General features: G+C 66.6%; 26 protein-coding genes. 6 read left to right on the top strand and 20 right to left on the bottom strand.

The features are described from left to right. Positions 1-7 precede the first annotated feature (7 nt). Positions 8-1,252, bottom strand: coding sequence for a glycosyltransferase (locus QTI05_RS11530; RefSeq protein ID WP_286624522.1), 1,245 nt, complete (start codon positions 1,250-1,252; stop codon positions 8-10). A gap of 50 nt (positions 1,253-1,302) precedes the next feature. Between QTI05_RS11530 and QTI05_RS11525 the strand changes: the two genes are divergently transcribed. Next, positions 1,303-1,872 (top strand): TetR/AcrR family transcriptional regulator, encoded by a 570-nt coding sequence (locus tag QTI05_RS11525; protein WP_286624520.1) that lies wholly within the window; start codon positions 1,303-1,305, stop codon positions 1,870-1,872. 10 nt (positions 1,873-1,882) lie between these two features. Here QTI05_RS11525 and QTI05_RS11520 read toward each other — a convergent pair whose 3' ends face one another. The 4 genes from QTI05_RS11520 to QTI05_RS11505 all read right to left on the bottom strand — a co-directional run bounded on the left by QTI05_RS11520 (position 1,883) and on the right by QTI05_RS11505 (position 7,094). After that, positions 1,883-2,536, bottom strand: a complete 654-nt coding sequence (locus QTI05_RS11520) for a glutathione S-transferase family protein (RefSeq protein ID WP_286624519.1) — start codon at positions 2,534-2,536, stop codon at positions 1,883-1,885. Between the two features lie 146 nt (positions 2,537-2,682). Next, the gene (locus tag QTI05_RS11515) at positions 2,683-4,359 is read right to left on the bottom strand and encodes a hypothetical protein (protein WP_286624518.1); all 1,677 of its coding nucleotides are present in this window, start codon (positions 4,357-4,359) and stop codon (positions 2,683-2,685) included. Between the two features lie 98 nt (positions 4,360-4,457). After that, positions 4,458-6,695 (bottom strand): NADP-dependent isocitrate dehydrogenase, encoded by a 2,238-nt coding sequence (locus tag QTI05_RS11510; RefSeq protein WP_286624517.1) that lies wholly within the window; start codon positions 6,693-6,695, stop codon positions 4,458-4,460. A gap of 201 nt (positions 6,696-6,896) precedes the next feature. Beyond that, the gene (locus tag QTI05_RS11505) at positions 6,897-7,094 is read right to left on the bottom strand and encodes a hypothetical protein (protein ID WP_286657808.1); all 198 of its coding nucleotides are present in this window, start codon (positions 7,092-7,094) and stop codon (positions 6,897-6,899) included. Between the two features lie 171 nt (positions 7,095-7,265). Here QTI05_RS11505 and QTI05_RS11500 point away from each other — a divergent pair, with 171 nt between their 5' ends. Further along, positions 7,266-7,745 carry a VOC family protein gene (locus QTI05_RS11500; RefSeq protein WP_286624514.1) on the top strand — a complete coding sequence of 160 codons (480 nt, stop codon included), beginning with the start codon at positions 7,266-7,268 and terminating at the stop codon, positions 7,743-7,745. Positions 7,746-7,769: 24 nt separating this feature from the next. On the opposite strand, the gene QTI05_RS11495 is transcribed toward QTI05_RS11500, so the two are convergent. The 4 genes from QTI05_RS11495 to QTI05_RS11480 form a co-directional block, all read right to left on the bottom strand. Next, the gene (locus QTI05_RS11495; protein ID WP_286624511.1) at positions 7,770-8,525 is read right to left on the bottom strand and encodes a hypothetical protein; all 756 of its coding nucleotides are present in this window, start codon (positions 8,523-8,525) and stop codon (positions 7,770-7,772) included. Between the two features lie 97 nt (positions 8,526-8,622). Continuing rightward, positions 8,623-9,459, bottom strand: a complete 837-nt coding sequence (locus tag QTI05_RS11490) for a protein-L-isoaspartate O-methyltransferase family protein (RefSeq protein ID WP_286624510.1) — start codon at positions 9,457-9,459, stop codon at positions 8,623-8,625. 53 nt (positions 9,460-9,512) lie between these two features. Further along, positions 9,513-9,959, bottom strand: a complete 447-nt coding sequence (locus QTI05_RS11485; protein ID WP_286539943.1) for a GNAT family N-acetyltransferase — start codon at positions 9,957-9,959, stop codon at positions 9,513-9,515. An 18-nt stretch (positions 9,960-9,977) separates the two neighbouring features. After that, on the bottom strand, positions 9,978-11,075 hold the full coding sequence (locus tag QTI05_RS11480; protein WP_286624509.1) for a MerR family transcriptional regulator: 1,098 nt from the start codon (positions 11,073-11,075) through the stop codon (positions 9,978-9,980). Between the two features lie 214 nt (positions 11,076-11,289). Here QTI05_RS11480 and QTI05_RS11475 point away from each other — a divergent pair, with 214 nt between their 5' ends. Beyond that, positions 11,290-11,748: a DUF995 domain-containing protein gene (locus QTI05_RS11475; protein ID WP_286624508.1), complete on the top strand. Its 459-nt coding sequence runs from the start codon at positions 11,290-11,292 to the stop codon at positions 11,746-11,748. Between the two features lie 21 nt (positions 11,749-11,769). Here the strand turns inward: QTI05_RS11475 and QTI05_RS11470 are convergent, their stop codons facing one another. Next, positions 11,770-12,558, bottom strand: coding sequence for a UPF0149 family protein (locus tag QTI05_RS11470; protein ID WP_286624506.1), 789 nt, complete (start codon positions 12,556-12,558; stop codon positions 11,770-11,772). A 73-nt stretch (positions 12,559-12,631) separates the two neighbouring features. Here QTI05_RS11470 and QTI05_RS11465 point away from each other — a divergent pair, with 73 nt between their 5' ends. Beyond that, positions 12,632-14,248, top strand: a complete 1,617-nt coding sequence (locus QTI05_RS11465) for an FMN-binding glutamate synthase family protein (RefSeq protein WP_286624504.1) — start codon at positions 12,632-12,634, stop codon at positions 14,246-14,248. Between the two features lie 10 nt (positions 14,249-14,258). Beyond that, on the top strand, positions 14,259-15,194 hold the full coding sequence (locus tag QTI05_RS11460; protein ID WP_286539953.1) for a BUD32 family EKC/KEOPS complex subunit: 936 nt from the start codon (positions 14,259-14,261) through the stop codon (positions 15,192-15,194). Positions 15,195-15,202: 8 nt separating this feature from the next. On the opposite strand, the gene QTI05_RS11455 is transcribed toward QTI05_RS11460, so the two are convergent. From QTI05_RS11455 to QTI05_RS11440, 4 genes are all read right to left on the bottom strand, one after another. Continuing rightward, a complete protein-coding gene (locus QTI05_RS11455) occupies positions 15,203-15,601 on the bottom strand; it encodes a putative toxin-antitoxin system toxin component, PIN family (RefSeq protein WP_286624503.1) in 399 nt (132 codons plus the stop codon). Positions 15,602-15,758: 157 nt separating this feature from the next. Next, positions 15,759-15,995 (bottom strand): hypothetical protein, encoded by a 237-nt coding sequence (locus QTI05_RS11450; protein WP_286624501.1) that lies wholly within the window; start codon positions 15,993-15,995, stop codon positions 15,759-15,761. A gap of 53 nt (positions 15,996-16,048) precedes the next feature. Next, entirely contained in the window at positions 16,049-16,363 is a 315-nt protein-coding gene (locus QTI05_RS11445; protein WP_286624500.1) for a hypothetical protein, read from the bottom strand. Positions 16,364-16,588: 225 nt separating this feature from the next. After that, positions 16,589-17,824: a THUMP domain-containing class I SAM-dependent RNA methyltransferase gene (locus tag QTI05_RS11440; RefSeq protein ID WP_286624499.1), complete on the bottom strand. Its 1,236-nt coding sequence runs from the start codon at positions 17,822-17,824 to the stop codon at positions 16,589-16,591. 58 nt (positions 17,825-17,882) lie between these two features. Here QTI05_RS11440 and QTI05_RS11435 point away from each other — a divergent pair, with 58 nt between their 5' ends. Then, positions 17,883-19,661 (top strand): ATP-binding response regulator, encoded by a 1,779-nt coding sequence (locus tag QTI05_RS11435; protein WP_286624497.1) that lies wholly within the window; start codon positions 17,883-17,885, stop codon positions 19,659-19,661. 127 nt (positions 19,662-19,788) lie between these two features. On the opposite strand, the gene rpoN is transcribed toward QTI05_RS11435, so the two are convergent. The 6 genes from rpoN to argS form a co-directional block, all read right to left on the bottom strand. After that, positions 19,789-21,372 carry an RNA polymerase factor sigma-54 gene (gene rpoN / locus QTI05_RS11430; protein ID WP_286624496.1) on the bottom strand — a complete coding sequence of 528 codons (1,584 nt, stop codon included), beginning with the start codon at positions 21,370-21,372 and terminating at the stop codon, positions 19,789-19,791. 11 nt (positions 21,373-21,383) lie between these two features. Continuing rightward, entirely contained in the window at positions 21,384-22,154 is a 771-nt protein-coding gene (lptB, locus tag QTI05_RS11425) for an LPS export ABC transporter ATP-binding protein (RefSeq protein ID WP_286624669.1), read from the bottom strand. Between the two features lie 71 nt (positions 22,155-22,225). Further along, positions 22,226-22,915, bottom strand: a complete 690-nt coding sequence (gene lptA / locus QTI05_RS11420; RefSeq protein WP_286539969.1) for a lipopolysaccharide transport periplasmic protein LptA — start codon at positions 22,913-22,915, stop codon at positions 22,226-22,228. Positions 22,916-23,019: 104 nt separating this feature from the next. Then, entirely contained in the window at positions 23,020-23,667 is a 648-nt protein-coding gene (locus QTI05_RS11415) for a thiol:disulfide interchange protein DsbA/DsbL (protein ID WP_286539972.1), read from the bottom strand. An 81-nt stretch (positions 23,668-23,748) separates the two neighbouring features. Then, positions 23,749-24,474 (bottom strand): SPOR domain-containing protein, encoded by a 726-nt coding sequence (locus QTI05_RS11410; RefSeq protein ID WP_286624495.1) that lies wholly within the window; start codon positions 24,472-24,474, stop codon positions 23,749-23,751. Between the two features lie 4 nt (positions 24,475-24,478). Next, the gene (argS, locus tag QTI05_RS11405; RefSeq protein WP_286624494.1) at positions 24,479-26,176 is read right to left on the bottom strand and encodes an arginine--tRNA ligase; all 1,698 of its coding nucleotides are present in this window, start codon (positions 26,174-26,176) and stop codon (positions 24,479-24,481) included. Between the last annotated feature and the right edge of the window lie 61 nt (positions 26,177-26,237).

The following is a 26,237-nucleotide window of genomic DNA, read 5'->3' as shown; positions in this document are numbered from 1 at the left end:
CAGACGACTATTCGACCACCCCTTCCAAGGCCTCGCAGGTCCTGCGCAAGCCGTCTTGACCTTCCATGCGAGCGGCCGACTGCTCGCATGCGGTTCGCATCTCCAGTTTGTCCATCAGGCCTCGCAGCGCCGCGTCTAACCGATGCCCCCGGTAGGAACGCGGCAGCAGTTCCGTTGCTACTCCCAGGCGGCACGCCCGACTGGCATTGTCGAACTGGTCATATGCCATCGGCCGGATGAGCTGTGGAATGCCGGCCCGGAGCGCCTGGCTAAGGGTGCCGATGCCCCCGTGGTGCACCACGGCCGCGGAGCGGGGGAAGAGCTGGCTGAACGGGGCATAGGGGACATGGACGACGTCCGGCGGCAAGATGCCAGGGAGCTGGCTTCGTTGCCCCGCCACCAAAATACCGCGCAAATTGAGACGCTGACAGGCCTGTGCTGACTCGGCGTAGAACTGTTCGGATGTGGTGTTCGCCGTACCGGCAGTGAAGACGACCGGCGCCGGTCCTGCTTCGATGAACGACTGCAGCTCTGGTGCAAGGGGCGCCGCTTGTTCACCGTCGTACATGGGGAATCCAGTCAGCTTCAGGCCGGCCGGCCAATCGGGCTGACGCGGCGCCAACCATTCGGGGAACAGGCCGATGGTCACGGTGGCCTGGTGAATCCACTCGTGCAGTACACGCCGGACGGGAGGAAGGCCCAGCCTTGCACGGATTTCATTGAGTGGCGCGCCAAAGGCCGGATCCAGGAAGCGGCGGTCCATCAACGCCCAGCTGGCGCGCTTGATGGCGCGCGGCCACCGTTCGAAGTGCCCGAGCGGCGACATTCGAGGAGCCAGATGGTCGGAGCGAAACATCGAGGGAGACAGGTGTACAGCTGCGAATGGCAACCCCTGGACTTCGGCCAGCAGACGCGGTGCGAAGGCCAGGGATGAGCCCACGAGCAACGTCTTGCCCGAAAGTACGTCGCGAGCCATGGCCGTGAAGTTGGGCATGACCGTCGTCATGACACCTTGGGCAATCATGCCCAGGCCAGACCTCGTCTGGGTCACCCGCCGGTCGGCCAACGCATCGCGGGCCAGTTGGGCGTCACTCGTCTCGACAAAGGTGAGGCCGGCGCCGCTCACCAGCGTGCGGAAAAGCCCGTTTCCATAAAGGCGGACTTCATGGCCACGCTCGCGCAACGCGCGGCCCAGTCCGACGAAGGGCAGCATGTCGCCCTGACTACCCACAGCAGAGATAAGAACGCGCAAAGCGAAATCCTTTCAATGTGTACGCCTGTTAACTTAGGATAATGTAAGCGATGTCAACTTCCTTCGCCTCGAGCCCGCGTGAGACCTACCACCACGGGGATCTCCGTGCAGCGCTGCTGGATGTCGCCGAAGCGCTCCTGGATGAGGGCGGGCCTGAAGCAGTCAGCCTGCGCGAGGCCGCCCGGCGGACAGGTGTGTCCCCCACGGCGGCATACCGTCACTTCGCCGACAAGGAGTCCATGCAGGCTGCGTTGGCTGTGCGGGGTTTCGATGCCTTCGCGGCGGCGCTGGCCGAGGCCGCATCAAGCGACCCGGACGAGCCTTTGTCAGCGATGGGCCAGGCCTATGTCCGTTTTGCCGTCACGCGTCCGGGACGCTTTCGACTGATGTTCGGCACTGCGGTCTCAGAGCGCGAACGCCATCCCGAGCTGAAGGCTGCGGTTGAGCGTGCATCGGTGGGATTTCGCGGGGCGGTCGGCTCTTCCGAATCGTCTGACAAGGTCCTGGCGATGCTTCGCGCGTGGTCCATGATTCACGGCTTGGCGCAGTTGGTTATCGACGGCATGCTGCCAGGCTACGACCCGGAGCTTTTGGCGCGGGCTGTTACGACGAAAAAGTAGCGGCGGCCCGTCAACCCGCCGGTAAGGGGGCGGCGTTGATCGCCAGTTGCGCGGCGAACGCCCGCTGGTAGGCCGGCCGCGCTTCGCCGCGGGCGACGTAGGCGGCCAGGCTGGGGAACTCGTTCAGCAGGCCGGACGGTCTCAGCCGGAGCAGCACCGACACCATCAGCAGGTCGCCCGCGCTGAAGCCGCCGTCCAGCCAGTCGCCGTCGCCCAGGCGGGCGGCCAGCTGGTTCAGTCGGGCGCGCACCCGCTCCTCGACGAGGGGCAGGCGCTCGGCCTTCCAGGGCCTGTCCCCTTCCAGCAGCTTGACGGTGACGAGTTCGAGGATGGGAGGCTCGACCGTATTGAGCGCCGCGAACATCCACGTGATGGCGCGCGCCCTTGCGTTGGCATCGGCGGGGAACAGGCCCGGGTGGCGCTCGGCGATGTGCAGCACGATGGAGCCGGTCTCGAACAGCGCGAGGTCGCCTTCCTCGTAGGTGGGGATCTGGCCGAAGGGATGCAGCGCCAGATGCGAGGCCTCCTTCATCGCGCGGAAGGACACCAGGCGCACCGCGTAGGGCAGGCCGGCTTCCTCCAGCGCCCAGCGCACGCGTGTGTCGCGCGCCAGACCTTTGCCGCCGTCGGGCGACCGTTCAAAGGCGGTGAGGGTGATGGCCATCTTGAGTGTCCTTTCGACGTGCGGTAAGCGCGCGGCGGAGGTTGCCAGTGGCAGGTACTGGCCGCACGCTGCCCTTTGAGAACGACCGGATGCGGGTCACATCCGGCTCAACTGCGTTGGTCGTGACTTGCGTGACCCATGGCCTGCTAGACATTGCTCTCAAACGTGCCGCGCACGAAGTCGAGAAACTCTTGAGCACTTAACAGACCCGGCAGTTGCCTCTGGATGATCCCGGACTTCACCTGAAACGCCATTTGGGTTTGGATCGCGTCGTTCTCCAAGGAGTGGTGATGACCCATGCGGTACCTCCGATACGTCTCGCCGACGCGGGCGAGCGCCAGCACTGCACATTCGTCCAGCCCCTGGATTGGAGGAAACTCCAGCAACAGCACCTGAATGTCGCCGGCCTGTGCGGGCGCGCCGACGGTCGTCAGGCGACAGGCAAGACCAACAGACTCGATGCGCTCCGATGGCGGTAGCGTATCGGCCTTCTCGCGCCAGAGGCGCTGCAATTCGAGCAGCCCGCTCTCGCCGGCGAACCGCCCCCAGAACTGTGCGGGATCCTTGGAGAGCGCCTGATGGAGCGACTCGGTAACTTCCCAGTGGTGACAACGTCGACCACGCGGATCGAACTCTCTGTGCAGAAGCGACTGCGGCAGCGTGCGCATCGATGCGCGATAGGCCAGGCGATCGGGCCAGTGGGCGAGCGGCGCCGTCGATGCGAGTGCCTCGCGCAGTTTGAGGTAGGCCTCCCGCCCCCTCGCCTGCTGCGCGTCGGCGTAATGCGCATCGAACCACTCGGCGATGCGCGGCGTCGACGGATTGCCGTTCAGGTGAGCGATGACCAGCCGTGCCGGATGCTCGTCAAATTCCTCCCGCAGGCTGCGCGAGCCGTCCGACCCGGCCGGCCGCCCCAGCCAGGAGTAGGCCGTCTTGTAGGGCGTGCGGATCGTGTCGGCGCTGTCGTCGTTGAGCAACTGGTCCAGGCCTGTGAGATCGCGGCTCAGTTCGGCCAGCGGCAGCAGCTTGTCGCGCACCATCTCCAGCAGGGGGGCGAGTTGGCTGCGCCGCTCGAGGTACCACCGGTGATTCCCGTCCAGTCCCGGCGTGAAGAATTTCAGGCTCAGGCGCAGCGCGTCATCTGCGTGACTCTCCTGGCCATGTGCCGCCACGTAGACGGCCGTACAGGCATCGTGCTCGACCTGGAGCATCAGGGCTACCTCCTCGTAGCGCCCTAACTGAACATGGAGGCGCTGACGCACCGGCCCCAGCGTCCTGGCCAGCGAGATGGTCCGGACGAGACTTCCCGCCGGTTCCGGCTCCAGGGCAAAGCCGTGTGATGCCAAGACTCTCGTCAACGCTGGTGCGAGCACGGCTCGCACCTCCTCTTCGCCGCGCAGCGTGTCGTCGGCGGGCGGTACGGTGGTGTCGGACTGGGCGAATTCAGCGGGAATCACCTGTCCATCGGGCAGAAAGCCGATGCCAAGTTCGGGGTCATAGGCGACGAGTCCCAGGGCACCAGCGATCTCGACCGCCGCACGGTAGGCGGGCATTGTCTCGACAAACGGCAGATCGAAGTGCCACGCAGCGCAGCGAACCGCGCTGGCCCGATCGAGTGGCCCAGGCGATCCGGCCCGCCCCGCCGCCTCGCCCGCGCGCACCGGGAATCTATCTTCGAACCGCAAGGCAAATTCAATGAATCGCAGATTCTTGCCATCGGGCTTGCCCAGCAGCGTTTGCCGAAGCGACTCCAAGTCTTCGAATGACGTGGGCAAGGGGAGCGCGTGGCGGCTCAGATCGAAGAGGTAGAGGCTGGAACTCATGCTGGGTGGTTGAGTAGGTTCTTGACCCGCGGCCTACGCCCGCCGCGGCGGAAGAGATCCGCTAGCCGACTGCGGCCGGTCATGGCCGCACCTTGCCCTCAGCCCGCCGCGGCGGCCAGCACCGCGTTGAACGTTGCGCTCGGCCGCATCACCGCATCCGTCTTGCCCACGTCCGGCAGGTAGTAGCCGCCGATGTCGGCCGGCTTGCCTTGCACGGCGGCGAGCTCGTCCACGACCTTCTGCTCGTTGGCGGCCAGGGCATCGGCGAGCGGCTTGAAGTGGGCGGCCAGTTCCTTGTCTTCGGTCTGCTCGGTCAGGGCCTGGGCCCAGTAGAGCGCCAGGTAGAAGTGGCTGCCGCGATTGTCGAGTTGACCGGTCTTGGGCGAGGGGCCCTTGTTGTTGTCCAGCAGCGTGCCGGTGGCGGTGTCGAGTGCCTTGGCCAGCACCTTGGCCTTGGCGTTGTTGGTCTTGATACCCAGATCCTCCAGGCTCACAGCCAGCGCGAGGAACTCGCCCAGCGAATCCCAGCGCAGGTGGTTCTCTTCCACCAGCTGCTGCACGTGCTTGGGTGCCGAGCCGCCGGCGCCCGTTTCGTACATGCCGCCGCCAGCCATGAGGGGGACGATGGACAGCATCTTGGCCGAGGTGCCGAGTTCCATGATGGGGAACAGGTCGGTCAGGTAGTCGCGCAGGATGTTGCCGGTGGCGCTGATGGTGTCCTGCCCGCGGACAACGCGCTCCAGCGTGTAGCGCATGGCGCGCACCTGGCTCATGATCTGGATGTCCAGCCCGGTGGTGTCGTGCTCGTGCAGGTACATCCTGACCTTGGTGATGAGCTGCGCCTCATGCGGGCGGTAGGCGTCGAGCCAGAACACCACCGGCATGCCCGAATTGCGCGCGCGCGTGACGGCGAGCTTGACCCAGTCGCGGATAGCTGCGTCCTTGACCTGGCACATGCGCCAGATGTCGCCCGCTTCCACGTTCTGGCTGAGCAGCACTTCGCCCGTGTCGAGGTCGGTGATGTTGGCCACGCCGTCCTCGGAGATCTCGAAGGTCTTGTCGTGCGAGCCGTATTCCTCGGCCTGCTGCGCCATCAGGCCGACGTTGGGCACGGTGCCCATGGTCTTGGGATCGAAGGCGCCGTGCCACTTGCAGAAGTTGATGATCTCCTGATAGATGCGGGCAAAGGTGCTCTCGGGCATCACGGCCTTCACGTCCTTCAGCCGGCCGTCGGCGCCGTACATCTTGCCGCCGTTGCGGATCATCGCGGGCATGGAGGCGTCCACGATCACGTCGTTGGGCGAGTGGAAGTTGGTGATGCCCTTGGCGGAATCCACCATCGCCAGCTCGGGGCGATGCTCGTGGCAGGCGTGCAGGTCGCGCCGGATCTCATCCTGCGTGCTCTGGGGCAAGGTGGCGATCTTGTTGTAGAGGTCGACCATGCCGTTGTTGACGTTCACGCCCAGTTCCTCGAACAGCTTGGCATGCTTCTCGAAGGCTTCGCGGTAGAAGATCTTGACGCAGTGGCCGAACACGATGGGGTGCGACACCTTCATCATGGTGGCCTTCACGTGCAGCGAGAACATCACGCCCGTCTTGTGCGCGTCCTGGATCTGCCGCTCGTAGAAATCGAGCAGCTCCTTCTTGCTCATGAACATGGAGTCGATCACCTCGCGCTCGAGCAGCGACACCTTCGGCTTGAGCACGATGGCCTTGCCGCTCTTGGTGATGAGTTCCATCTTGACGTCGCGCGCCTTCTGCAGCGTCATCGACTTCTCGCCGTGGTAGAAGTCGCCGCGGTGCATGTGCGAGACGTGCGAGCGCGACGCCTGGCTCCACTCCGCCATGCTGTGCGGGTTCTTGCGCGCGAATTCCTTCACTGCCTTGGGCGCACGGCGATCGGAGTTGCCCTCCCGCAGCACCGGGTTCACCGCGCTGCCGATGCACTTGTTGTAGCGCGCGCGGATGTCCTTATCCTCGTCCGTCTTCGGGCTCTCGGGGTAGTCGGGAATCTTGTAGCCCTTGTCCTGCAGCTCATTGATGGCCGCCTTCAGCTGGGCCACCGAGGCACTGATATTGGGAAGCTTGATGATGTTGACTGCGGGCCGCAGCGTCAGCTTGCCCAGCTCTGCCAGGTTGTCCGGCATCCGCTGCGTTTCGGTCAGTGCTTCAGGAAACTGCCCCAGGACGCGGGCGGCCACCGAGATGTCGCTGGTGGCGACGTCGATGCCCGCCGGTGCGGCGAACGCCTGGATGATGGGCAGCAGCGAGGCCGTGGCCAAGCGCGGCGCCTCGTCGGTGAGGGTGTAGATGATTCGGGAGTTTTCGGCGGTCATGGTGGCTTTCGGACGGGCTGAACAACAACAACGCAATGTCACGAGGATGGACGGCGTGGCGAACGGGCGCAAACTTTAACAAGTCGAGGCGCGGCGCGCACCGCATTGTGAGGGATGGGCCGTGGCTCGCCAGCGTCGGCCAGCTGTCGAGGCGCCGCCGTTCAAGCCCTGTCTATAGGCCGGTCTCAAGCCACTGGGCGGTCAGCGCCAGATGTAATGGCCCTTGACCAGACGGCCCTTTGAGCGATGGGCAGGCACCCAGACCTTTTGCTTGTGCCTTGCCACCTGGCCGCTGTTCACTTTGGCGCTGCCTGAATCGAAATGCATTGTGGAAGCTTGGGCGGTTGACGCGGCGAAGGAGAAAACCAGGGCCGTCAGCGAAAGAAATACTTTGTTCATCTCGATCCTATTCACAGTGTTGCGCAACTGTTGCGAAGCCACCGAAGTATCAATGGTTCGTGTAAAGGCTTGAACAACAAGCCTGATCGAGGAAGCGTTGGGCCGGTGGCCGACCATCGGAGTTTTTTGCACAATGGCGGATGCCGGGTACTCAACTCTTCAGGACACGAAATGACCAGCAAGAACACGATCTGCCTTTGGTACGACGGCGGCGCCGTTGACGCCGCGAACTTCTATGCCAAGACATTCCCCGACAGCGCTGTCGGTACCGTCTTCCGCGCACCGGGCGACTATCCCGATGGCAAGCAGGGCGATGTCCTGACGGTCGAATTCACCGTCGCCGGCATCCCCTGCATCGGGCTGAACGGCGGCCCGCATTTCAAGCACAACGAGTCCTTCTCTTTTCAGATCGCGACCGACGACCAGGCCGAAACCGACCGCTTGTGGAACGCAGTCGTCGGCAATGGCGGCCAGGAAAGCGAGTGCGGCTGGTGCAAGGATCGGTGGGGCGTGTCATGGCAGATCACCCCGCGCGCCCTCATCGCGGGGATTGCCGACCCCGATCCCGCGACGGCCAAGCGCGTGTTCGACGCGATGATGACCATGAAAAAGATCGACATCGCCGCGATAGAGGCGGCACGGCTGGGCTGAAACCTGTCCTCAACCAGGGTCGCGTCAATCGGGCCGGTAGACGCGTTCGACGACCTTCACTCGAGCGCCCAGCGCCTCGAAGCGGCAGACAAGAGAATCCTTCCGAGCGACGCTGGGACTATCGTCCAGCAGTTGCAAGGGCAGTTGATGCTTGAGCTTTAGCAGGCTTGCGCCCGCGAGGTGGTTGTAGTGCGGATGCGCTTTGAGTGCGGCCAGTACCCGCAAGGGCTCCTCGCCCAGATCCGTCAAATGCACCGTGTAGAAGACCGTTGGCAGATCATCGCCCGGCAGCGAAGGCGGCACATACACCTCGATGCGCTCCATCAGCATTTGAAGGCTCGGAAACAGCGGCTGCGGTGACCAACGCCCACTCCCGTGCCGGTCCCACAGCACCGGCACTTCAGGCCGGCCGATGTCACCGATCAACGGGTCGCCGTCAGCGTTTTGCAGAACCACCCAATGCGTCTGCCACTTGCCGGTATCCACGGCGTCGCTCCACACCAGATGCTCTGGCGTACTCGCCTTCTGGTTCAGGATGAAACGGTAGCCTTCCATTTCCGCCAACAGGCCGGGCACATCGACAGCGCCCCACCCGGTAAGCACGCCACTCTCGCCATCGCGCCAGTTCGGCTCCTCCAGCACAAGAGACTCAGTCCCCATGCGGCGACACCAGGCGAACCAGTCCTGGATCGGCGGGGGCAAGGGTGGCAGGGCGAACTGCGCTGCCAGCGAGGTTCGAACGGCTGTCCGGCTGGGCCAGTTGTCGCGTGTCAGTGCCATTGAATGTTCGAAGACTTCCGAGTTCGGTGAATTCTGCGTGCGTTGTGAGCGCCTGGTTCTGGCGGGGTTCTGCTCTTGCGTGACTTCACCAAGACCTTCATGGAAGCGGGCCGGCGCTCGACAGCCACCAGCCGTCTCCGATGCACCACGCGGAAGCATCCGGCTGGCCTGAGCGTCGAAGTGACCTGATGGTGCGTGGCGACTTGGTCGCCATGGCTTCGGAGAGCGCTTTCGACGCGACGTCGCTGCGGGCGCCAATGCACGGAATGAAGGCAACAAAGCTGAGGAACGAAGCGGCATGGCCCCCAGCGCTCTGCCTGGAAACGGCAAGCATGAGCCCGTGGCCGGAGTCGGTGGTCATCGGAAAGACAAGGCGCCCACCGATCTTCAATGCATCGAGCCACTCCGGCAAAGGGTGCGTCGCACCCGCGCTCACGTAGATGACGTCCGACGCCGGCAGCTCGCCTTGCGTCGCGGAAGCGCAGACGATGCGCACATTCGGAGCCGACGCCAGGGCTGCGCGGGCGCGCTCGGCCAGATCGGCTTCGATTTCATACCCGATGACTGTTCCGCCTGCACCCACCATCTCCGCGAGGATGGCGGTGTAGTAGCCAGTGCCCGCGCCAATGTGCAGCACATGATCGCCCGCCATTGGCGCAACCGCTGCGAGACAACGCGCGTGCAGACTCGGCTGGCCGTTGTTGATGCCGCGCTCCGGCGCGATGCCGACCAGGACGTCCTGGTAGAGGAGGCGCGGGTCGTCGGAAACGGTTGTGGCATATGCGGCGCCGCCAAAAACCGACCAGGGGCCCTTCCCCAGGTAGCGCTCGCGCTGGACCGTTGCGAAGGCCGCCAGCAAACGCTTGTTCGAACTGCCCGCCGCCCCCACGACAAGGCGTGCATAGGACTCGCGGCAGGCTTGGATCGATTCCATTACAAGAACATGGTGTGCAAAACGCCAAGCATCGTGCTTCTCGTCGTCTCACGCTAGCTACGACGCTCCATAAAATGCCTTTCCGGAGTGGACCGGGTCACTTCAAAGCCGAGCCGCTCGTACAACCTGCGAGCAGGATTCGGGGTGAGCACGCGAAGTCGAACCGGGATGTTTTTCTCCGTGGCCATTGCAATGATGTGCTTCACGACGAATGTTCCTATGCCTTGGCCCTGGCTTTGCGGCTCGACGTACAGGTCTTCGATCTGATAGTGCGTGCCATGGTGTTCGAACTCGACGGCCCCGACGCGCGCGCCGTCGACGTAGAGCATGAAGAACGCGCCTTCCCGCGCTCTTTCAGCCAGATGCTTTCGAACGGCGGGTTCATTCCACACCCCCCACACTTGCTCGACATACCCGCGCATCGTCATCTGGCAGAGGTCGAAGAGATAGTCCGCGTCTCCAAGCCCTGACCGCCGAAAGATTGGAATGCTTTTGCTCATGCCATCGGATCCCGGCGCTCAGTCTGGCGTCTTCAGCGACTCCCGGGCGGGAGGGCGCTCGCAGGCCTTCGAACCCTCGCTGGCCAAGTCCGGTTGTCGCCACGCGACAAGCCCTGCTGTTCGGGCCCGTACTTCGGGCGAAGCCAGGCAGGTGGCGACGGCCTCATAGCCCGGCGCGCCGGGATAGGGGGCGACCTTCGTCGGTGGACTGTGGTTCGCGGGGCAGAGGATGATGGCTTCGTCCGGGCCGACCGCCGACAAGTCGAGGATTGCGCACGAGCGCGTGAGCATGAAGATCGGCCGCGCGTCGGCTCCACGGCGGCGCAGCCGGGCCATCAGCGCCTCCTGGGTGGCTTGATCCAAGCCTTGTTCGATCATGTCCACGACCAGAGCATCCGGCCCGTCCGCTTCCAGCCCGGCGAGCAATGCAACCAGGGCATCCGACGGCGTCGCGCCATCCTCTGCCAGCCAGGCCAGGGCCTGATCGAGGCGGGACTTCAATGCGGGGTCGCCATCCAGCCGCGATCTTGCGGCTGCACCGCCGTCTGCAAGCCGCTCCAGCCCCAGCCAGGTGGCGTTTAGCAGCGCTTGGGCGAGGCATTGCGCCAGCCGGGTCTTGCCGCTGCCGAGTGGGCCGATGATGTAGTTCAGCGGCCGGATTTCGCGAAGTTCGAACCGCTCCCCACCCCAAGGCCACGGCAGGTCGAATGCGACGCGGATCTCCGAGACGGGCGCCAGCAGGCCCGCCAGTTCGCCAATGGTCGGTGTCTGGCCTTGCGCGACGCCGCTTCGCAAGCCGCGAACCTTCTCGACGGTGCGTGCGAGCTGCCGCAGTTGGGCTTCCAGCGCTTCCTGGTGTGCCGCCAAGGCGGGCTCCAGGCCTTGGGAATTGCCCTGCAGCACACGCCCCACCTGGGCAAGGCTGAAGCCGAGCGCGCGAAGCGCGACGATTTCGGCAGCGCGCGTCATCTCCGCCTGGCCATAGGCGCGCCATCCTGCCGTGGTTCGGCCGGGATCCACCAGGCCGCGCTGCTCATAGAGCCGCAGCGCCTTGGCCGAAACGCCGAGCCGCCTTGCGGCTTCGGACGGACTCAGTGACGGGGCGGGAGATCGCATGCAACGTTCCTTTCAATTGATCTTCCCTTTTTAAGGGCTGCCCCTGGGGCCGGGTCAACCATCGAGCTTCGGCCTGTGCGCGCCGTCGCCACGATTTGCCGAATGGGGCGCGCGAACGCAGAATCCAGTCGGGGCCACCGATCAACACTCCAGACTGAAACCGGGGAGCACTTGCCCAGGCCCTGTTTCGGTCGCTTTTCAAGGAGCATTGATCATGCGCCTGCCGACTGAATGGATGCCCGCGCTGCTTGTTTCGCTGGGCGTGGCCGCGACGGCTGCCAACGCCCAGGACATGGTGCTTCGCGACCTGGAATCCAAGAACCCCAAAAAGCTGTCGAAGCAGGAGGCAACCGAGCTGCTCACCGGCGCCAAGATGAGCCGCGTGAGTGGCCGCGGCAACGTGCACTACTGGAGCAACGACGCGGACGGCAGCTTCGTCGTTTCTTCCGACAACCGGGGCGCAGGCGCCGTGGGCGCTGCGGGCCGACCATCGACGGCTCCCGGCAAATGGCACATCTCGGATGACGGGCGCTATTGCGTGCTGATCGATTGGAAGGGCGTGCCGACCGAGGAGTGGTGCCGCTTTATCCTGCAGACCACCGATGGCTACTACGGGGTGCGCTCGGATACGGTGGGCACCGAACGCGTCTACAAGCTCGAGATCAAGAAATAGCGCGCTGCGCCGCCCTCGCCTCTAGCCCGCGCCGTGGCACTTCTTGTATTTCTTGCCGCTGCCGCAAGGGCACGGGTCGTTGCGCCCGGGCGTGGCTTCCTTGCGGATGGTTTCGACGCGTGGGCCCATGCTTTTCCACAACTGCCGCAGGTCGTAGACGGCCCAGACGGCGCTGCCGAAGTCATCGAGCCGCTGCTGGCTCAGGCTGGGCGGGCCGTCCTCGCTGAACATCGACACCGTGGGCTTGCCCTTGTCGTCCTCGGTCAGGGTGACGATGGCGTCGAGCGCGTCGTCGAGCATGCCGGCGGCCTCCTTGTCGCGCGGCGCGGCCCAGTCGTCGGGCCAGTTCTCGACCGCGTACATGAAGCCGAGCGCCCACACCTGCGCAAACGACGGAATCGCCTCGCCTGCGGTTTCGGCCTGCTCTTCGGGCGGCAGCGAGGCGATGGCGCCGCGCACGTCGAGCACCTCGGGCTGGTAGCAGCGCTCGTCGTCGAGCGTTTCGACCGGCGCGTCGAGCCCCTGCTCGATCTCGGCCCAGCGGCGCTTCCAGTGCCAGACAAATTCCATGTATTTGGCCGGCTTGAACGCGTCCCCGAGCAGCACCGGCCAGTATTCGTCGGGCGGCACCGGGCGGCGCGAGCAGATCAGCGCGGCCATGAAGCCCTCGCAGAACTCCCACTGGGGGATTTCGTCGTCGCTCTCGCGCATAAGGTCGAGCTCGCGGTCGAGCACGTCGAAGTCGTCGGGGCCGAGCGGCGTGGCGCCGGGAGCAGCAGCGGGGGCGGAGGATTCAGGGCTTGTCGTCATGGCGGCGCAAAAATGGGGCCTCTATGATGCAGCACGCCCAGGGAGACTGATCATTTCCAACCCCACACCCCCCTTGTTTCCGACCCGCTACACCGCCTTTGCGCTCTGCGTCTTCGGCCTCCTGGCCAGCCTGGCGACGGTGCTGCTGTGGCCGTGGCTGTGGCGCGGCTGGATCGGCCTGGCGACTTTCGCCGTGCTCACCGGCACCGGCATCCACGATGTGCGGCAGACACGCCACGCGATCCTTCGCAACTACCCGGTCATCGGCCACCTGCGCTTCCTGCTGGAGTACGTGCGGCCCGAAATCCGCCAGTACTTCATCGAAAGCGACGCCGAGGCGGCGCCGTTCTCGCGCGCGCAACGCTCGCTGGTGTACCAGCGCAGCAAGGGCGAGCCCGACAATCGGCCGTTCGGCACGCAACTCAACGTCGGCCTGCACGGTTACGAATGGATCAACCATTCGATGCAACCGACCAAACTGGCGAGCCACGATTTCCGCATCGTCATCGGCGCGGATTGCGCGCAGCCCTACAGCGCCAGCGTGTTCAACATTTCGGCCATGAGCTTCGGCGCGCTCTCGGCCAACGCCATCCTGGCGTTGAACCAGGGCGCGAAGATGGGCGGCTTCGCGCACGACACCGGTGAAGGCTCGATCTCGCGCCATCACCGCATGCACGGTGGCGACCTGATCTGGGAAATCGGCTCGGGCTACTTCGGCTGCCGCAACGAAGACGGCAGCTTCAGCGAGGAGCGCTTTGCCAAGGCGGCCAGCGAGCCACAGGTGAAGATGATCGAGATCAAGCTCAGCCAGGGCGCCAAGCCGGGCCACGGCGGCGTGCTGCCGGGCCCCAAGGTCACGGCCGAGATCGCGGCGGCGCGCGGCGTGCCGATGGGGGTCGACTGCATCTCGCCGGCTTCGCACAGCGCGTTTTCGACGCCGCTTGAAATGATGGCCTTCATCGCACGGCTGCGCCAGCTGTCGGGCGGCAAGCCGGTCGGCTTCAAGTTCTGCCTCGGCCACCCGTGGGAATGGTTCGCCATCGTCAAGGCCATGCTCGAGAGCGGCGTGACGCCCGACTTCATCGTGGTCGACGGCGCCGAAGGCGGCACCGGCGCGGCGCCGGTGGAGTTCTCCGACCATGTCGGCTCGCCGCTGCAGGAAGGGCTTTCGCTGGTGCACAACACGCTGATCGGCGTGGGCCTGCGCGAGCGCATCAAGCTCGGCGCGGCCGGCAAGGTGATTTCAGCCTTCGACCTGGCGCGGCTGATGGCGCTGGGCGCCGATTGGTGCAACGCCGCACGCGGCTTCATGATGGCGCTGGGCTGCATCCAGGCCCAGGCGTGCCACACCGGCCATTGCCCGACCGGCGTGACCACGCAGGATCCGAAGCGCCAGCAGGCGCTGGTGGTCGTCACCAAGGCCGACCGCGTGCGCAACTTCCATCGCAGCACGCTGCATGCACTGCAGGAGCTGGTGCAGGCGGCGGGCCTGGCCCACCCGCAGCAGATCACCGCGCAGCACATCGTGCGCCGCATTTCCGACACCGACGTGCGCCTGCTCTCGCGCCTGATCATGCACATTCCGCCGCGCGCACTGCTGGGGCCGCTGGACACGCTGCCCAGCGTGTTCCGGCTGCACTGGCCGATTGCCACGGCGCGCAGCTTCCAGCCGGTGGCTTTTGACGATTGAACCCGACCCGATGAACCCCCTGCGCAACCGCGCGACCCGTATTCAGTCCCGCAAAGGCAGCGCCTCGGCGCCCGCGCCGCTCGATGCGCTGGCGGCACTGCCGCAGCCCGATGGCTACGCAGCCTTCCTTCAGACCACGCTGCCGCAGCAGCAACGCGCCGTGGCGCGCCATGCCTTCGGCGGCCGGCGCGTCTGGCTCAAGAAGGCCGGCCCGCGCCACGGCAAGCTGCGCTACCACCTGCTGGCCGCGATTGCGGGCACGCTGCGCCTCGACGTGCTCACGCCGGTGCCCAACCCGGGCGGCGAAGCGGCCGTCGCGATCGAGGCGCGCCGGCTGCGCGCGCTCGGTGCGCTGGGCCTGCGCGTGCCGACCGTGCTGGCGCAGCAGGCCGACGGACTGCTGATTTCCGATCTCGGCGAAGGCGGGCAGGCGCCGGTGGTGCTGAACGAGCGGCTCGACCATGCGGCCGCAGCCGGCCCCCAGGCACTGCTGACGGTGTGGCGCGAAGGGCTCGACGCGATCGCGCTGGTGCATGCGCACGGCACCTACCTGAGCCAGGCCTTTGCGCGCAACCTGATGCACTGCCCGGACGGCACCATCGGCTACATCGATTTCGAGGACGACCCCGGCGACACGCTGGCACTGCCCGAGTGCCAGGTGCGCGACTGGCTCAGCTACCTGCACTCGACGGCCGCGCTGGTGCACGCCGCCTCGCCGCATGCAGCCGGCGCCCACTGGCACGCTGTGCTGGCCGACGCCAGCGACGCCGTGCGCGAGCGCCTCGGGCATGCCGCGCGCCGCATGCGCTGGCTGCGCCACCTCCCGGCCAGCCGGCGCTGGGGCCGCGACACGCAACGCGTGCGGGCCGTGGCGCTGCTGCTGGCGCGCTGGTACGCAACGGGCTACGACCCGGCCACGCGACCCGCGCCCCTCACCAGGAAATAGCAGCGCTGCTAGGACACTTCGACGCCGAGCGCCGCCAGCCGTTTGCGCAGCACCAGCACCGCGCGATCCTTGCTGCGCAGCGGTGCGCGGTGCGCCACCGCCAGGTCGATGAAGATCTGGTCGTCGGGGTCTTTGCACACCACGCTGGCGCGTGGCGCCGGCTCGACCTGCTGCGACTGCCGGTCGAAGTCGGCCAACACGGCTTCGGGCGTGCGCCCGTAGTGCGCGAGCCGCGGCGCGATCTGCGGATAGCCCAGCACGCGTGCCAACTCGTCACGCATCGCCGCGGTGGCCAGCCAGCGCAGTTCGCCGGCATCGAGCGCGGCCTGCAGCGGCACGCAGGCCGGATCGCCAAACACCAGCAGGTCGAGCGCGATGTTGGTGTCGATGACGATGCAAGAGGTCATTCGGTTTTGCGGTTGGAGGACGGGATTCCTGGTGCGGACGTGTCTGTCAGGGGCGCGTGCCGTGGGCACGGCGCGATCACCGCTGCATTTTCAGCGGCGCGTTGGGGCGCGTGGGGCGAACGGCAGCTTGGGGCCCGAAGCAGACGGCTGGGCACCTTCAGTTCTGATCCGCGTTCGCCACTTTGTGAACTCGCTGGGAAAGCCTAGCTGGAGGATGAAACATGCAGACTTGGTCGTGAATTTCGTAGCGACAGATGAAATTGCCATCCGCTGCGACGGCACTGTAGATACTGAGCACGCCATCCAGTCCGTCTTGCAGCGTATTGCGCTGCTCCACCAAGTTCAGCGTGCTGCCGGGAGGCAAATCAACGAGTTCGTGGTGGGGCTTAAACATTGCTGCGTTGTGTAGTCGGGAACGTCTGGTTGTGGCCGAATTCTGTCCGATGCTCAAATCTCTCGTAGCTGTTCAGCAAACACAACAAAATTGCTGCAGCCCTCGGTGGACTCGACTCCCCAAGGTCGCGTGGTCGCCGCACGGACCACCAAGCGACTTTCCGAATCAAGCCACTCCGACTCAACTTCGCAAGCGATCACGCCAGGCGCGGGAAGCGACTCGACGTTGATCGCAGTCGCGCTCACGACGGGCTCCTTCTCCACAAAGCGGTGTCTCTGCCCCATTGCGTCGATCAAGAGGCATTCCACGAAGGTGGGATACCCGCCGTCGTCAACCACTCGGGAGATTTCAATGGCGATGGCTTTCATGGGGCGTCATTTATTCGTGCTGGAGGTGATAGTCGAAGGACCGGTTGTGGCCGATGACAGTCATATCAATGGTAGCTCTCGCTCACCTTCGGCATCCCCGGATCACGCCGATGGCGTGCTCTGCGCAGCGAAATCAAGGAGGAGCCGAAGGCGGGGGACATTCGCGGAGCAGAGTACGCCGTCGGCGTGATCCCGCCCCGGACTATCGAACCCGCAGGCCCCATCTCACGCCGGGGGTTTGGCCCGTGCCGACCCCGCCACCATGTCGAAGCGGAACAGCCGGCACTCGATCGGGCCGTTCCACATCGGCACGCGGCGCGACTCTTTCAGGCGCATGCGCTGCGGCAGCTTGAGGTCGGGGGTGAGCACCCAGGCCGTCCAGCCGGCGTAGTTTTTCTTCCAGTGGGTGGCGAGCTGCGAAAAGAACTCGCCGCCGTCTTCGGTGGCGGCCTGCTCGCGGGCGCCGATGCGGGCCACGCCGCCGACTTCGATGCGCTCGCCGTACGGTGGGTTCAGCACGATCACGCCGCCACCATCGGTGCCGTCCGGCGGCATGCGCTGCAGCGCGTCGCCGCCGCGGAATTCGATTGCTTCGGCGACGCCGGCGCGTTCGGCGTTGCGCTCGGCAAAGTCGACCATGCGGTGCGAGACATCGCTGCCAAAAACAGCCACGGCGCCCGTGCTGCCTGCGGAGCTTGCCTGGTTCTTGATGGCAGACCAGACATGCGGCTGAAACGGCAGCAGCTTCTCGAAGCCGAAGTGGCGCAGCGCACCGGCCGGAATGCCGCGCGCAATTTGCGCGGCTTCGATCGCGATGGTGCCGCTGCCGCAGCAGGGGTCGTAGAGCGGCTGCGCCGACACTTCGCCGGTCTCGGGGTTCCACCAGCCGCTGGCGGCCAGCATGGCGGCGGCCAGCGTTTCCTTCAGCGGCGCGTCGCCGGTGTCCTGGCGCCAGCCACGCTTGAAGAGCGGCTCGCCCGAGGTGTCGATGTAGAGCGTGCAGTGGTCGGTGGTGAGGTGGGCGAACACGCGCACATCGGGCCACTGGGTTTCGATGCTCGGGCGCACGCCGCCGGCCTTGGCCCGAAAGCGGTCGGCAATCGCGTCCTTCACGCGCAGCGTGGCGAAGTTCAGGCTCTGCAGCGGGCTGTGCTGCGCGGTGGTCTCGATCTTGAAGGTCTGCTTCGGCGTGAACCAGATCTCCCAGGCCACGCCGCTCGCGATGGCGTAGAGGTCGTTCTCGCTGCGGTAGGGCGCGTGGGCCAGCTCGATCAGCACGCGCTGTGCGAGGCGGCTGTGCAGGTTGAGCTGCAGCGCCTCGCGCCAGTCGGCCTGCACGCGCACGCCGCCGCGCATGGCGACCAGATCCTGGCCGACGCGGCCGGTGAGTGCGTGCACTTCCTGCGCCAGAAAGTCCTCGACGCCGGCGGCGCAAGGCAGAAATAGAGAGAGATCGTTCACCGGGCCATTGTCGCCGCCCTGCGGCGGTCGCCGGGCTCCTCTATAGTGGGCCTCGCTCATGAGCCTCAAGCCCGCGGCCGACACCGCCACCGCCCCTTCCGCCGCGCGCTTCGCTGTTCAGTGCGAGGTGTTGCGCCTGAGTGCGCAGCCCAGCGGGCCGGTGCTGCTGGTGCAGTTTCTGCTGGACTGCGGTGTGGCCGCGTTGTTTGCCTGGCAGTACTCGGTGCCGCACGCGCTCGCATGGATCGCGCTGATCGCCGCTTCGACCGCCTGGCGCGGTTTCTTTCCGCAGCAGCTGCCGGATCCGCTGACCGCGGACAACCTGCCCGCCGCGCTGCGGCTGCACACGCTGCGCATTGCGGTGCACGAGGGCGTGCACGGCCTGGCGGGCGTGCTGCTGTTCAACCCGGCCGAGCCGGTGGCGCAACTGCTGCTCGCGGCCGTGATCATGGCGATGACGCTCTCGTCGGCGTTCTCGGTGTCGTACCACACGCCCGCGATGCAGCTGGCCATTGCGCTGCTGCTGTTGCCGCTCATCGTGATGGGCGTGCTGTTCGGCGCGCCCGTGATGATGATGGCGGCGCTGCTCGGCGTCGGCCTGCTTGCGATGGTCTGGAAGCTGGTGTCCGAACGCTCGCGCCAGCTCGAAGAGAACATCGGCCTGCGCCACAACGAGAGCGCACTGCGCGAGCAGGCGCTGGCCGGCCTGCACGCATCGCAACAGGCGCAGGCCGAGCGGCTGCGCTTTTTTTCAGCCGCCAATCACGACCTGCGCCAGCCGGTGATGGCGATCGGACTGCAGGCCGAGGTGCTGCGCCAGCAACTCGATGGCGGCGCGCCGACCGTGCTGGTGCAGCAAACCGTGGCCGCGCTCTCGCAGGCGCAACAGGCGCTGGAGGGGCTGACCAACCAGTTGCTCGAAATCGGTCGCATCGAAGCGGCCGCCGATCCGCTGCATCCCACGCCCGTGGCGCTGGCGCCACTGCTGCAGAGCTTCGCGCGCCAGTCGAGCCGCGTGCGGGTGCGCTGCCCGGCCGATGCGCTGGCCTGGACGGATGCCGTGGCGCTGCGCCGCATCCTAGGCAACCTGGTCGACAACGCGCTCAAGTTCGCGCCGCAAGGCCGCGTGCTGCTGGCGGTGCGACGGCGCCGCGCTGGCGCGGCCTGGCGCGTGGAAGTGCGCGACGGCGGCATCGGCATCGCGCCCGAGGCGCAGCAACGCGTGTTCGGCGACTTCGAGCAGGTTGGCAATGTCGAGCGCAACCTGCGGCGCGGACATGGGCTGGGGCTCGCGATCGTGCGCCGGCTGGCCGATCGCCTGGGGTTCGTCATCACGCTGCGCTCGGTGCCGGGCCGCGGCGCCGTGTTCGGCTTCGAGCTCGAAGCCGCGCCGGCCGACCTGGTGCTGCCCGAGGCGATCCGCGAGGCCGTGCCCGTGCCGGCCGACCCGCAACCGCTGCGCCCCGGCATCGCGGTGCTGGTGGTGGAAGACAACACGGTGGTGGCCGACAGCATCGCCGCCCTGCTGCGCCACTGGCAGGCCGAGCCGCGCATCTACACGAGCGCAGCCGAGGCGCTGGCACTGGCCGACCTGCCCGCTATCGACGTGGCGCTCTGCGACATCCGCCTGCCCGGCGAACTCGACGGCGTGGCGCTGGCCGAACTGTTGCATGAACAGCGCCCCGACCTGACGATCGCACTGGTGTCCGCCGACATCGAGCCGGTCACCCAGCGGCTCGCGCAGCAGCGCGGCTGGCATGCGCTGCGCAAACCGGTGCGGGCAGCCGATCTGCGGGCCGTGCTCGCGGCGGCAGGTCAAGGTTTGCTGCGCCCCTGACCTTCGTCGGGGCCCTTGAGCGCCCTTCGTGGGGTGCCGCGGAACCGGCTTCGCCGGGCCGCTGGCGCCGCCCCCGGCAGGGGGTTGGCGAAGCGACACGAAGTGCGCGCAGCCTGGGGGCGAGCCTTTACAGCGCTTTGCGCAAGTTCGCCGGCGCGATGCGCAGCGCCTCGCGGTACTTGGCGACCGTGCGGCGGGCGCATTCGATCCCCTGCTCCTTGAGCATGTCGGAGATCTGGCTGTCGGACAGCGGCTTCTTGATGTTCTCGGAGGTCACGAACTGCTTGATCAGCGCGCGCACCGCGGTGCTCGAGGCGTTGCCGCCGGTCTCGGTGCCGAGCGCGGAGCCGAAGAAATACTTGAGTTCGACCGTGCCGTAGGGCGTGGCCATGTACTTCGCCGTGGTCACGCGGCTGATGGTGGACTCGTGCAGGCCCAGCTCGTCGGCGATCTCGCGCAGCACCAGCGGCCGCATGGCGAGTTCGCCGTGCACGAAGAAGTTCTTCTGCCGCTCGACGATGGCGTTGCTCACGCGCAGGATGGTGTCGAAGCGCTGCTGGATGTTCTTGATGAACCAGCGCGCCTCCTGCAGCCGCTGCGACAGCGCCTGGCTGCCCTCGCCCTTGTGCGCCTTGAGCGCACCGGCGTAGATGTCGTGCACGCGCAGGCGCGGCATCACGTCGGGGTTGAGCATGACGCGGAATTTGAGGCTGGCGCCGCGGCCGGTGCGCGTGACGATCACGTCGGGCACCACCACGTTGCGCTCGACATCGACGAAACGGCGGCCCGGCTTGGGCTCGAGCCGCGCGATCAGCTGCATCGCGCCGCGCACCAGCTCTTCGCTGCTGCGCGTGAGCGTGGCCAGGCGCTTGAAGTCGCGCCGTGCGAGCAGTTCCATCGGCAGCTTGCAGATCGCGATCGCGACCTTGCGCACCTGGCGTTCGTCCTCGCTCTCGTCGGGGCGCGCCAGCGCCTTTACCTGGATTGCGAGGCATTCGCCGAGATCGCGTGCGCCGACGCCGACCGGCTCCAGGCTCTGTAGCAGGCCCAGCGCCATCTGGAAGTGATGCACCAGGTCGTCGAACTGGTCGTTGTCGTCGCCGGCCAGGCCGGAGGCGAGCGCAGGCAGCGAATCTTCGAGGTAGCCGTCGTCGTTGAGCGATTCGATCAGGAAGCGCAGCGCCGCGCGGTCGGTGTCGTTCAGCCGCAGGCTCAGGGCCTGTCGGTGCAGGAACGACTGCAGCGATTCCTGGCTGCGCGCCAGTTCGGTCGCATCGGCGCGCTCGTCGTTGCCGAGGTTGTTGGCGCGGGCCGGCGCATCGCCGCCCCACTCGCTGTCGTCCGGCACCATGTCGACCGTGCCGTCGCCGCCCCAGTCGGGCTCGCTGTCGGCGAGGCTTTCGGTGGGTGCGTCGGCGGCTGCGGCTTCGGAGTCGCTGGAGGTCGACGTGCCCGTTCCGTCGGCGCTTCCGGCGATGGAACCAACGGCGAATTCATCGTCGCGCGGCGCCGGGGCATCGGCCGTATCGAGCCCGAATTCCTCCCGGGCGGCCTCTTCCGCCGTGCGTTCCAGAAATGGGTTGTCGTCGAGCATCTGCTCGACCTCCTGGCTCAGTTCGAGCGTGGAGAGCTGCAGCAGGCGGATCGACTGCTGCAGTTGGGGCGTCAGCGCCAGATGCTGCGAGACGCGCAGCGACAGGCCTTGCTTCATTGCCGGAGGCCCTACATCCGGAAGTGTTCGCCCAGGTACACGCGCCGTACCTCGGCGTTGTCGACGATCTCCGAGGGCGTGCCTTGTGCCAGCACTTGCCCGTCGCTGATGATGAAAGCGTGGTCGCAGATGCCCAGCGTTTCGCGCACGTTGTGGTCGGTGATCAGCACGCCGATGCCACGCTCTTTCAGGAAGCTGATGATCCGCTGGATCTCGATCACCGCGATCGGGTCGATCCCGGCGAAGGGTTCGTCCAGCAGGATGAAGCGGGGTTGCGTGGCCAGCGCCCGTGCAATTTCGACGCGGCGGCGCTCGCCGCCCGACAGCGAGAGTGCGGGCGAATCGCGCAGATGTTCGACGCGCAGGTCGGTCAGCAGCTCGGTCAGCCGCTCCTCGGTGCGGGCCTTGGTGAGGGGCGCCGGCTTGCCGCTGGCGTCGGGCTCGAACTGCAGCTCGAGCACTGCGCGCACGTTCTGCTCCACGGTGAGCTTGCGGAAGATCGAGGCCTCCTGCGGCAGGTAGCTCAGGCCCATGCGGGCGCGGCGGTGGATCGGCATGTGCGCGATCGGCTCGCCGTCGATGGTGATCTCGCCGGCGTCGGCGCGCACCAGGCCCACGATCATGTAGAACGAGGTGGTCTTGCCGGCGCCGTTGGGGCCCAGCAAGCCGACCACTTCGCCCTTCTGCACGTCGAGCGACACGTTCTTGACCACCGTGCGGCTGCCGTAAGTCTTCTGCAACCCGCGCGCTTCGAGCCGGCTGCCGGTCGTGGCCAGCGGCACGGCCGTGGCGCGGCTGTTGCCGCCTTCTAGCGAGGGCTCGCCGCTGCGGTCGATCGTCGCCGTAAGGTCGCTCACTTGCGCGGTTCCCCGTCGAGCGTGGTGGACGGACGCAGGCCGGTGCCCGGCGCCGGGGTCGGCGCGGGCGCCACCGCCTTGCCGCCCGGGGTGCCCGGAGGGGCGGTGCGCGGCGTCAGCACGGCGCGTACGCGGTTGCCCTGCTGGCCGGCTGCCACGGCGGTCTCCGGCGGCAGGGTCGAGCCGTTCACGGTGAAGGTGTCGTTGCTCTGGTCGTACACGATCAGCGGGCCGCTGCTCTCGTCGTTGACCTTGGCGCCGAGCAGCCGGCGCATCACGGCATGGCCGATGAACTTGACGTTGTCGGCGCGGCTGTCGTATTCGATGCGGTCGGATTCGCCCTCGATCCACTCGTCGCCACCCGGCACGTCGCGGCGCTGCTTGTAATAGGCGAGCTTGCCCGGCGCGGCCGTGACCACGCCGTACTGGTAGCCCTCGGGATCCTGGCGCACGTCGATGCGCGCGCCGCGAATGATGATGGTGCCCTTGGTCACCACCACCGCGCCGGTGAACACGCTGGTTTGTTTCAGGTCGTCGTAACGCATCGCGTCCGACTCGATGTTCATCGGTTTGGTGCGGTCTGCCTTTTCGGCGTAGGCGGCCGGGACGGCCGACAGCGCCAACAGGCACAGGGCCGCCAGACGGAAGAGATGAAGGGGGGAGTTGGATGTAGGGCGCGAGGTCATAAAGGCACGAAACTTGCTGCGCCATTGTATGCGGCCGGCTGACGCGGCCTTGACGAAAAAGCCCGCCGAAGCGGGCTTGTGTTCACTTTAGGTTGACTTTTAAGTCAGCCTTTTCGTGCTTCCGAAATCAGGTAGTCGGTGATCTGCAGGGCGCGGTCGAGGTTGCCGGCCAGTTCGCCGTCCACGTACCAGCGGCCGGCCACGCCCAGCGCGGGGACGCCGCCGACCTGGTAGTCGTTTTGCAGTTGCGTCGCACGCTTGACCTTGCCGGACACCGAGAACGACTTGAACAGTTCGGCAAACTTCTTGGCGTCCAGCCCCGGCTGCTTTTCGGACCAGGCCAGGATGGCGGCATCGCCGAACAGCGGCTGGCGCTGCGAATGGATGGCCTGGAACAGCTTGAGCTGGTGCTCGTCGACCTTGCCCATTGCCTCGAGCGTGTAGTACAGGCGCTGCTTGGTTTCGACGTCGTTGCCGACAAAAGCGACCGGAACGCGCTTGAAGACGACCTGCGCCGGCAGCGTCTTGATCCAGGTTTCGAGACGCGGCTCGAAGGCGGCGCAATGCGGGCAGTTGTACGAGAAGAACTCGACCACCTCGATCTTGCCGGCCGGCGAATCAACCGGCGCGGGCTTGCCGAGTTGGACGAAATCCTTGCCGGCCGTGAACATGCGCGCCTGGGCGTGCGAGGGGCTGGCGAGGGGCAGCAGCCCGAGCGAAGTGGCTGCCAGCGAAAAATCACGACGTTTCATTTAAAAGTTCTCCTGTGCGGCTGACAGAGCCCGTCGCGCGGCCCGAAGTTCCGCGCGCGCTCGGGCTGGGGTGTTTGGATCTCAGCGTTGAACCCGCACGAGCGCGGTTTCGAGACCGCCGCTGTCGAGCCGGTCTTTCAGCCGATCGGCATCGTCTTTCTTGTTGTACGGGCCGGCCCGCACCCGGTAGACCGTGCGACCGGCCTGCTCGCGCTCGGTGACCTTGGCCTCGACGCCCATCAGCGAGAGCTTGGCGCGCTGCGCCTCCGCGTCTTCGGTCGTGCGAAACGCGCCGGCCTGCACGAAGTACATGAACGGATCGGGCGTGCTGGGCGCATTGGGGGTGGCGGCAGCGGTCGTCGTCGGTGGCGGGTTGCTGCCGGCACGGGCGCGGGCCAGGTCGCCCAGCGGGTCAGCCGAGGGCGGTACGGCATTGGCCTCAGCCGGCACCGGCGCAGTGCGCGGGCGCGCAGGGCTGGTGATGGTGGTGGTGCCGGGCTTGGTGGTCGGCGCCACCACCACCGGCACCGGGCCGGTCGGTGGCGTCGGCGGGCTGACGGTGACAGGGGCCGGGGCTGGCGCCGGCTTGGGGGCGGCGGCCTTGCCGGCCAGCGGTGCGTTCGGGTCCCAGTCGCGGTTCTTGCGGGCTTCGGCTTCGTCCTGCTCGGCGCCGCCGCGCTGCGTCTTGGTCATGAATGGGATCGGCACCTTGGTCACGTAAACCGCGATGCCGAGCGCAACCCCGAGCCCGAGCACGAGGCCGACGATCAGGCCGATGACGATGTTGCCGCGTTGTCTTGTCTTCATAGGATCACATTTTCTGCGGCGCGCTGACGCCAAGTACCGCCAAGCCATTGTGCAGCACCTGCGCACAGGCGGCGACCAGCGCCAGACGCGCTTTTTTGACGATTTCGTCGTCGACCAACACCCGCTCGGCGTCGTAGTAGCTGTGCAGGTTGGCGGCCAGTTCGCGCAGGTAGAAGGTCACGTCGTGCGGCGCGAAGTCGCGCGCCGCGGCGGTCAGCGCCTCGGGGTATTTGGCAAGCTGCAGCATCAGCGTCTGCGCCTGCGGCACCTGCAGCGGCGAAAGGTCGGCACCCTGCAACGAGGCGATGTCGCCGCCCCAGTCGCGCAGCATCTTCTGGATGCGCGCGTGGGCGTACTGCACGTAGTAGACCGGGTTGTCGTTGTTCTGCGAGAGCGCGAGGTCGATGTCGAAGGTGTATTCGGTGTCGGGCTTGCGCGAGAGCAGGAAGAAGCGCACCGCGTCGGTGCTGGTCCACTCGATCAGGTCGCGCAGGGTGACATAGCTGCCGGCGCGCTTGGAGATCTTGACCTCTTCGCCGCCGCGCATCACGCGCACCATGGTGTGCAGCACGTAGGCGGGATAGTCGGCGGGGATGCCCTCGCCGACCGCCTGCAGCCCGGCGCGCACCCGCGCGATGGTGCCGTGGTGGTCGGTGCCCTGGATGTTGACCACCTTGTGGAAGCCGCGCTCCCACTTGGCGATGTGGTACGCCACGTCAGGCACGAAGTAGGTGTACGTGCCGTCGCCCTTTTTCATGACGCGGTCCTTGTCGTCGCCGTAGTCGGTCGACTTGAGCCACAACGCGCCGTCCTGCTCGTAGGTCTTGCCGGCCGCAACCAGCTTGCCGACCGCAGCCTCGACCTTGCCGCTGGTGTAGAGGCTGGACTCGAGGTAGTAGTGGTCGAAGCGGACGCGGAAGGCCTTCAGGTCCAGATCCTGCTCGCGCCGCAGGTAGGCCACGGCGAACTCGCGGATCGAGTCGATGTCGTCGATGTCGCCGCTGGCGGTGTATTCGCGGTCGTCCGATTTGACAGTTTTCTTCGCCAGGAAATCGGCCGCGATGTCGGCGATGTACTCGCCGTTGTAGAAAGCCTTGCTGGCCGGGTTGTCCGGGTCGGTCGGCCAGCAGGCGTCGCCGGGCTTGAAGCCCTTGGCGCGCAATTGGGTGCTGTTGGCCAGCGTCTGGATCTGCACGCCGGCATCGTTGTAATAGAACTCGCGCCAGACCTGGTCGCCCTGGGTGGCCAGCAGGTTGCAGATGGCGTCGCCGAGCGCGGCCTGGCGGCCATGGCCCACGTGCAGCGGGCCGGTCGGGTTGGCCGAGACGAACTCGACCAGCACGCGCTCCTGGTTCGCCGGCTGCTGGCCGAAGGCTGCGCCGCCGGCCAGCACCTCGCGCACCACCTGCTGCTTGGCGGCTGTCTTGAGCCGGATGTTCAGGAAGCCAGGCCCGGCGATCTCGACCGCCTCGACCCACTGGCCGAACGCCGGCGTGGCAAGCAGCGCGGCACTCAGTTGTTCGGCCAGTTCGCGCGGCTTGCGCTGCAGCGGCTTGGCGAACTGCATCGCCGCGGTGCTGGCGAAGTCGCCGTGCGCCGCCACCTTGGGCGACTCGAAGGCGGCTTTGGCGCCAGCGCCGGGCAGGAGGGATTCGAGCGTGCTCGCGAGGGCCGCGAGCAGCTCTTGTTTGACCAATAGCATTTGTGAATTTTACCGGGGGCCCGCAGCGACCGGCCGCAGGCCGTCATCCGGGCGCGCGTCT

The sequence above is a fragment of the Variovorax fucosicus genome (assembly GCF_030316825.1).
In the GTDB taxonomy this organism is placed as follows: domain Bacteria; phylum Pseudomonadota; class Gammaproteobacteria; order Burkholderiales; family Burkholderiaceae_C; genus Variovorax; species Variovorax fucosicus.
Note: the sequence above shows the minus strand (reverse complement) of the source record. Positions and strands in the feature narration are given on the sequence as shown.

Bases quoted from the DNA above. Each gene is read 5' to 3' on its own strand.
- QTI05_RS11415 (WP_286539972.1), bottom strand. From the start codon at position 23,667: ATGAAACGTCGTGATTTTTCGCTGGCAGCCACTTCGCTCGGGCTGCTG.
- QTI05_RS11450 (WP_286624501.1), bottom strand. From the start codon at position 15,995: ATGTTTAAGCCCCACCACGAACTCGTTGATTTGCCTCCCGGCAGCACG.
- QTI05_RS11460 (WP_286539953.1), top strand. From the start codon at position 14,259: ATGAACCCCCTGCGCAACCGCGCGACCCGTATTCAGTCCCGCAAAGGC.
- QTI05_RS11525 (WP_286624520.1), top strand. From the start codon at position 1,303: ATGTCAACTTCCTTCGCCTCGAGCCCGCGTGAGACCTACCACCACGGG.
- QTI05_RS11410 (WP_286624495.1), bottom strand. From the start codon at position 24,474: ATGAAGACAAGACAACGCGGCAACATCGTCATCGGCCTGATCGTCGGC.
- QTI05_RS11435 (WP_286624497.1), top strand. From the start codon at position 17,883: ATGAGCCTCAAGCCCGCGGCCGACACCGCCACCGCCCCTTCCGCCGCG.
- lptA (WP_286539969.1), bottom strand. From the start codon at position 22,915: ATGACCTCGCGCCCTACATCCAACTCCCCCCTTCATCTCTTCCGTCTG.
- QTI05_RS11505 (WP_286657808.1), bottom strand. From the start codon at position 7,094: ATGAACAAAGTATTTCTTTCGCTGACGGCCCTGGTTTTCTCCTTCGCC.
- QTI05_RS11475 (WP_286624508.1), top strand. From the start codon at position 11,290: ATGCGCCTGCCGACTGAATGGATGCCCGCGCTGCTTGTTTCGCTGGGC.
- QTI05_RS11445 (WP_286624500.1), bottom strand. From the start codon at position 16,363: ATGAAAGCCATCGCCATTGAAATCTCCCGAGTGGTTGACGACGGCGGG.
- QTI05_RS11455 (WP_286624503.1), bottom strand. From the start codon at position 15,601: ATGACCTCTTGCATCGTCATCGACACCAACATCGCGCTCGACCTGCTG.
- QTI05_RS11510 (WP_286624517.1), bottom strand. From the start codon at position 6,695: ATGACCGCCGAAAACTCCCGAATCATCTACACCCTCACCGACGAGGCG.
- rpoN (WP_286624496.1), bottom strand. From the start codon at position 21,372: ATGAAGCAAGGCCTGTCGCTGCGCGTCTCGCAGCATCTGGCGCTGACG.
- QTI05_RS11490 (WP_286624510.1), bottom strand. From the start codon at position 9,459: ATGGAATCGATCCAAGCCTGCCGCGAGTCCTATGCACGCCTTGTCGTG.
- QTI05_RS11520 (WP_286624519.1), bottom strand. From the start codon at position 2,536: ATGGCCATCACCCTCACCGCCTTTGAACGGTCGCCCGACGGCGGCAAA.
- QTI05_RS11470 (WP_286624506.1), bottom strand. From the start codon at position 12,558: ATGACGACAAGCCCTGAATCCTCCGCCCCCGCTGCTGCTCCCGGCGCC.
- argS (WP_286624494.1), bottom strand. From the start codon at position 26,176: ATGCTATTGGTCAAACAAGAGCTGCTCGCGGCCCTCGCGAGCACGCTC.
- QTI05_RS11500 (WP_286624514.1), top strand. From the start codon at position 7,266: ATGACCAGCAAGAACACGATCTGCCTTTGGTACGACGGCGGCGCCGTT.
- QTI05_RS11480 (WP_286624509.1), bottom strand. From the start codon at position 11,075: ATGCGATCTCCCGCCCCGTCACTGAGTCCGTCCGAAGCCGCAAGGCGG.
- QTI05_RS11485 (WP_286539943.1), bottom strand. From the start codon at position 9,959: ATGAGCAAAAGCATTCCAATCTTTCGGCGGTCAGGGCTTGGAGACGCG.
- QTI05_RS11495 (WP_286624511.1), bottom strand. From the start codon at position 8,525: ATGGCACTGACACGCGACAACTGGCCCAGCCGGACAGCCGTTCGAACC.
- QTI05_RS11515 (WP_286624518.1), bottom strand. From the start codon at position 4,359: ATGAGTTCCAGCCTCTACCTCTTCGATCTGAGCCGCCACGCGCTCCCC.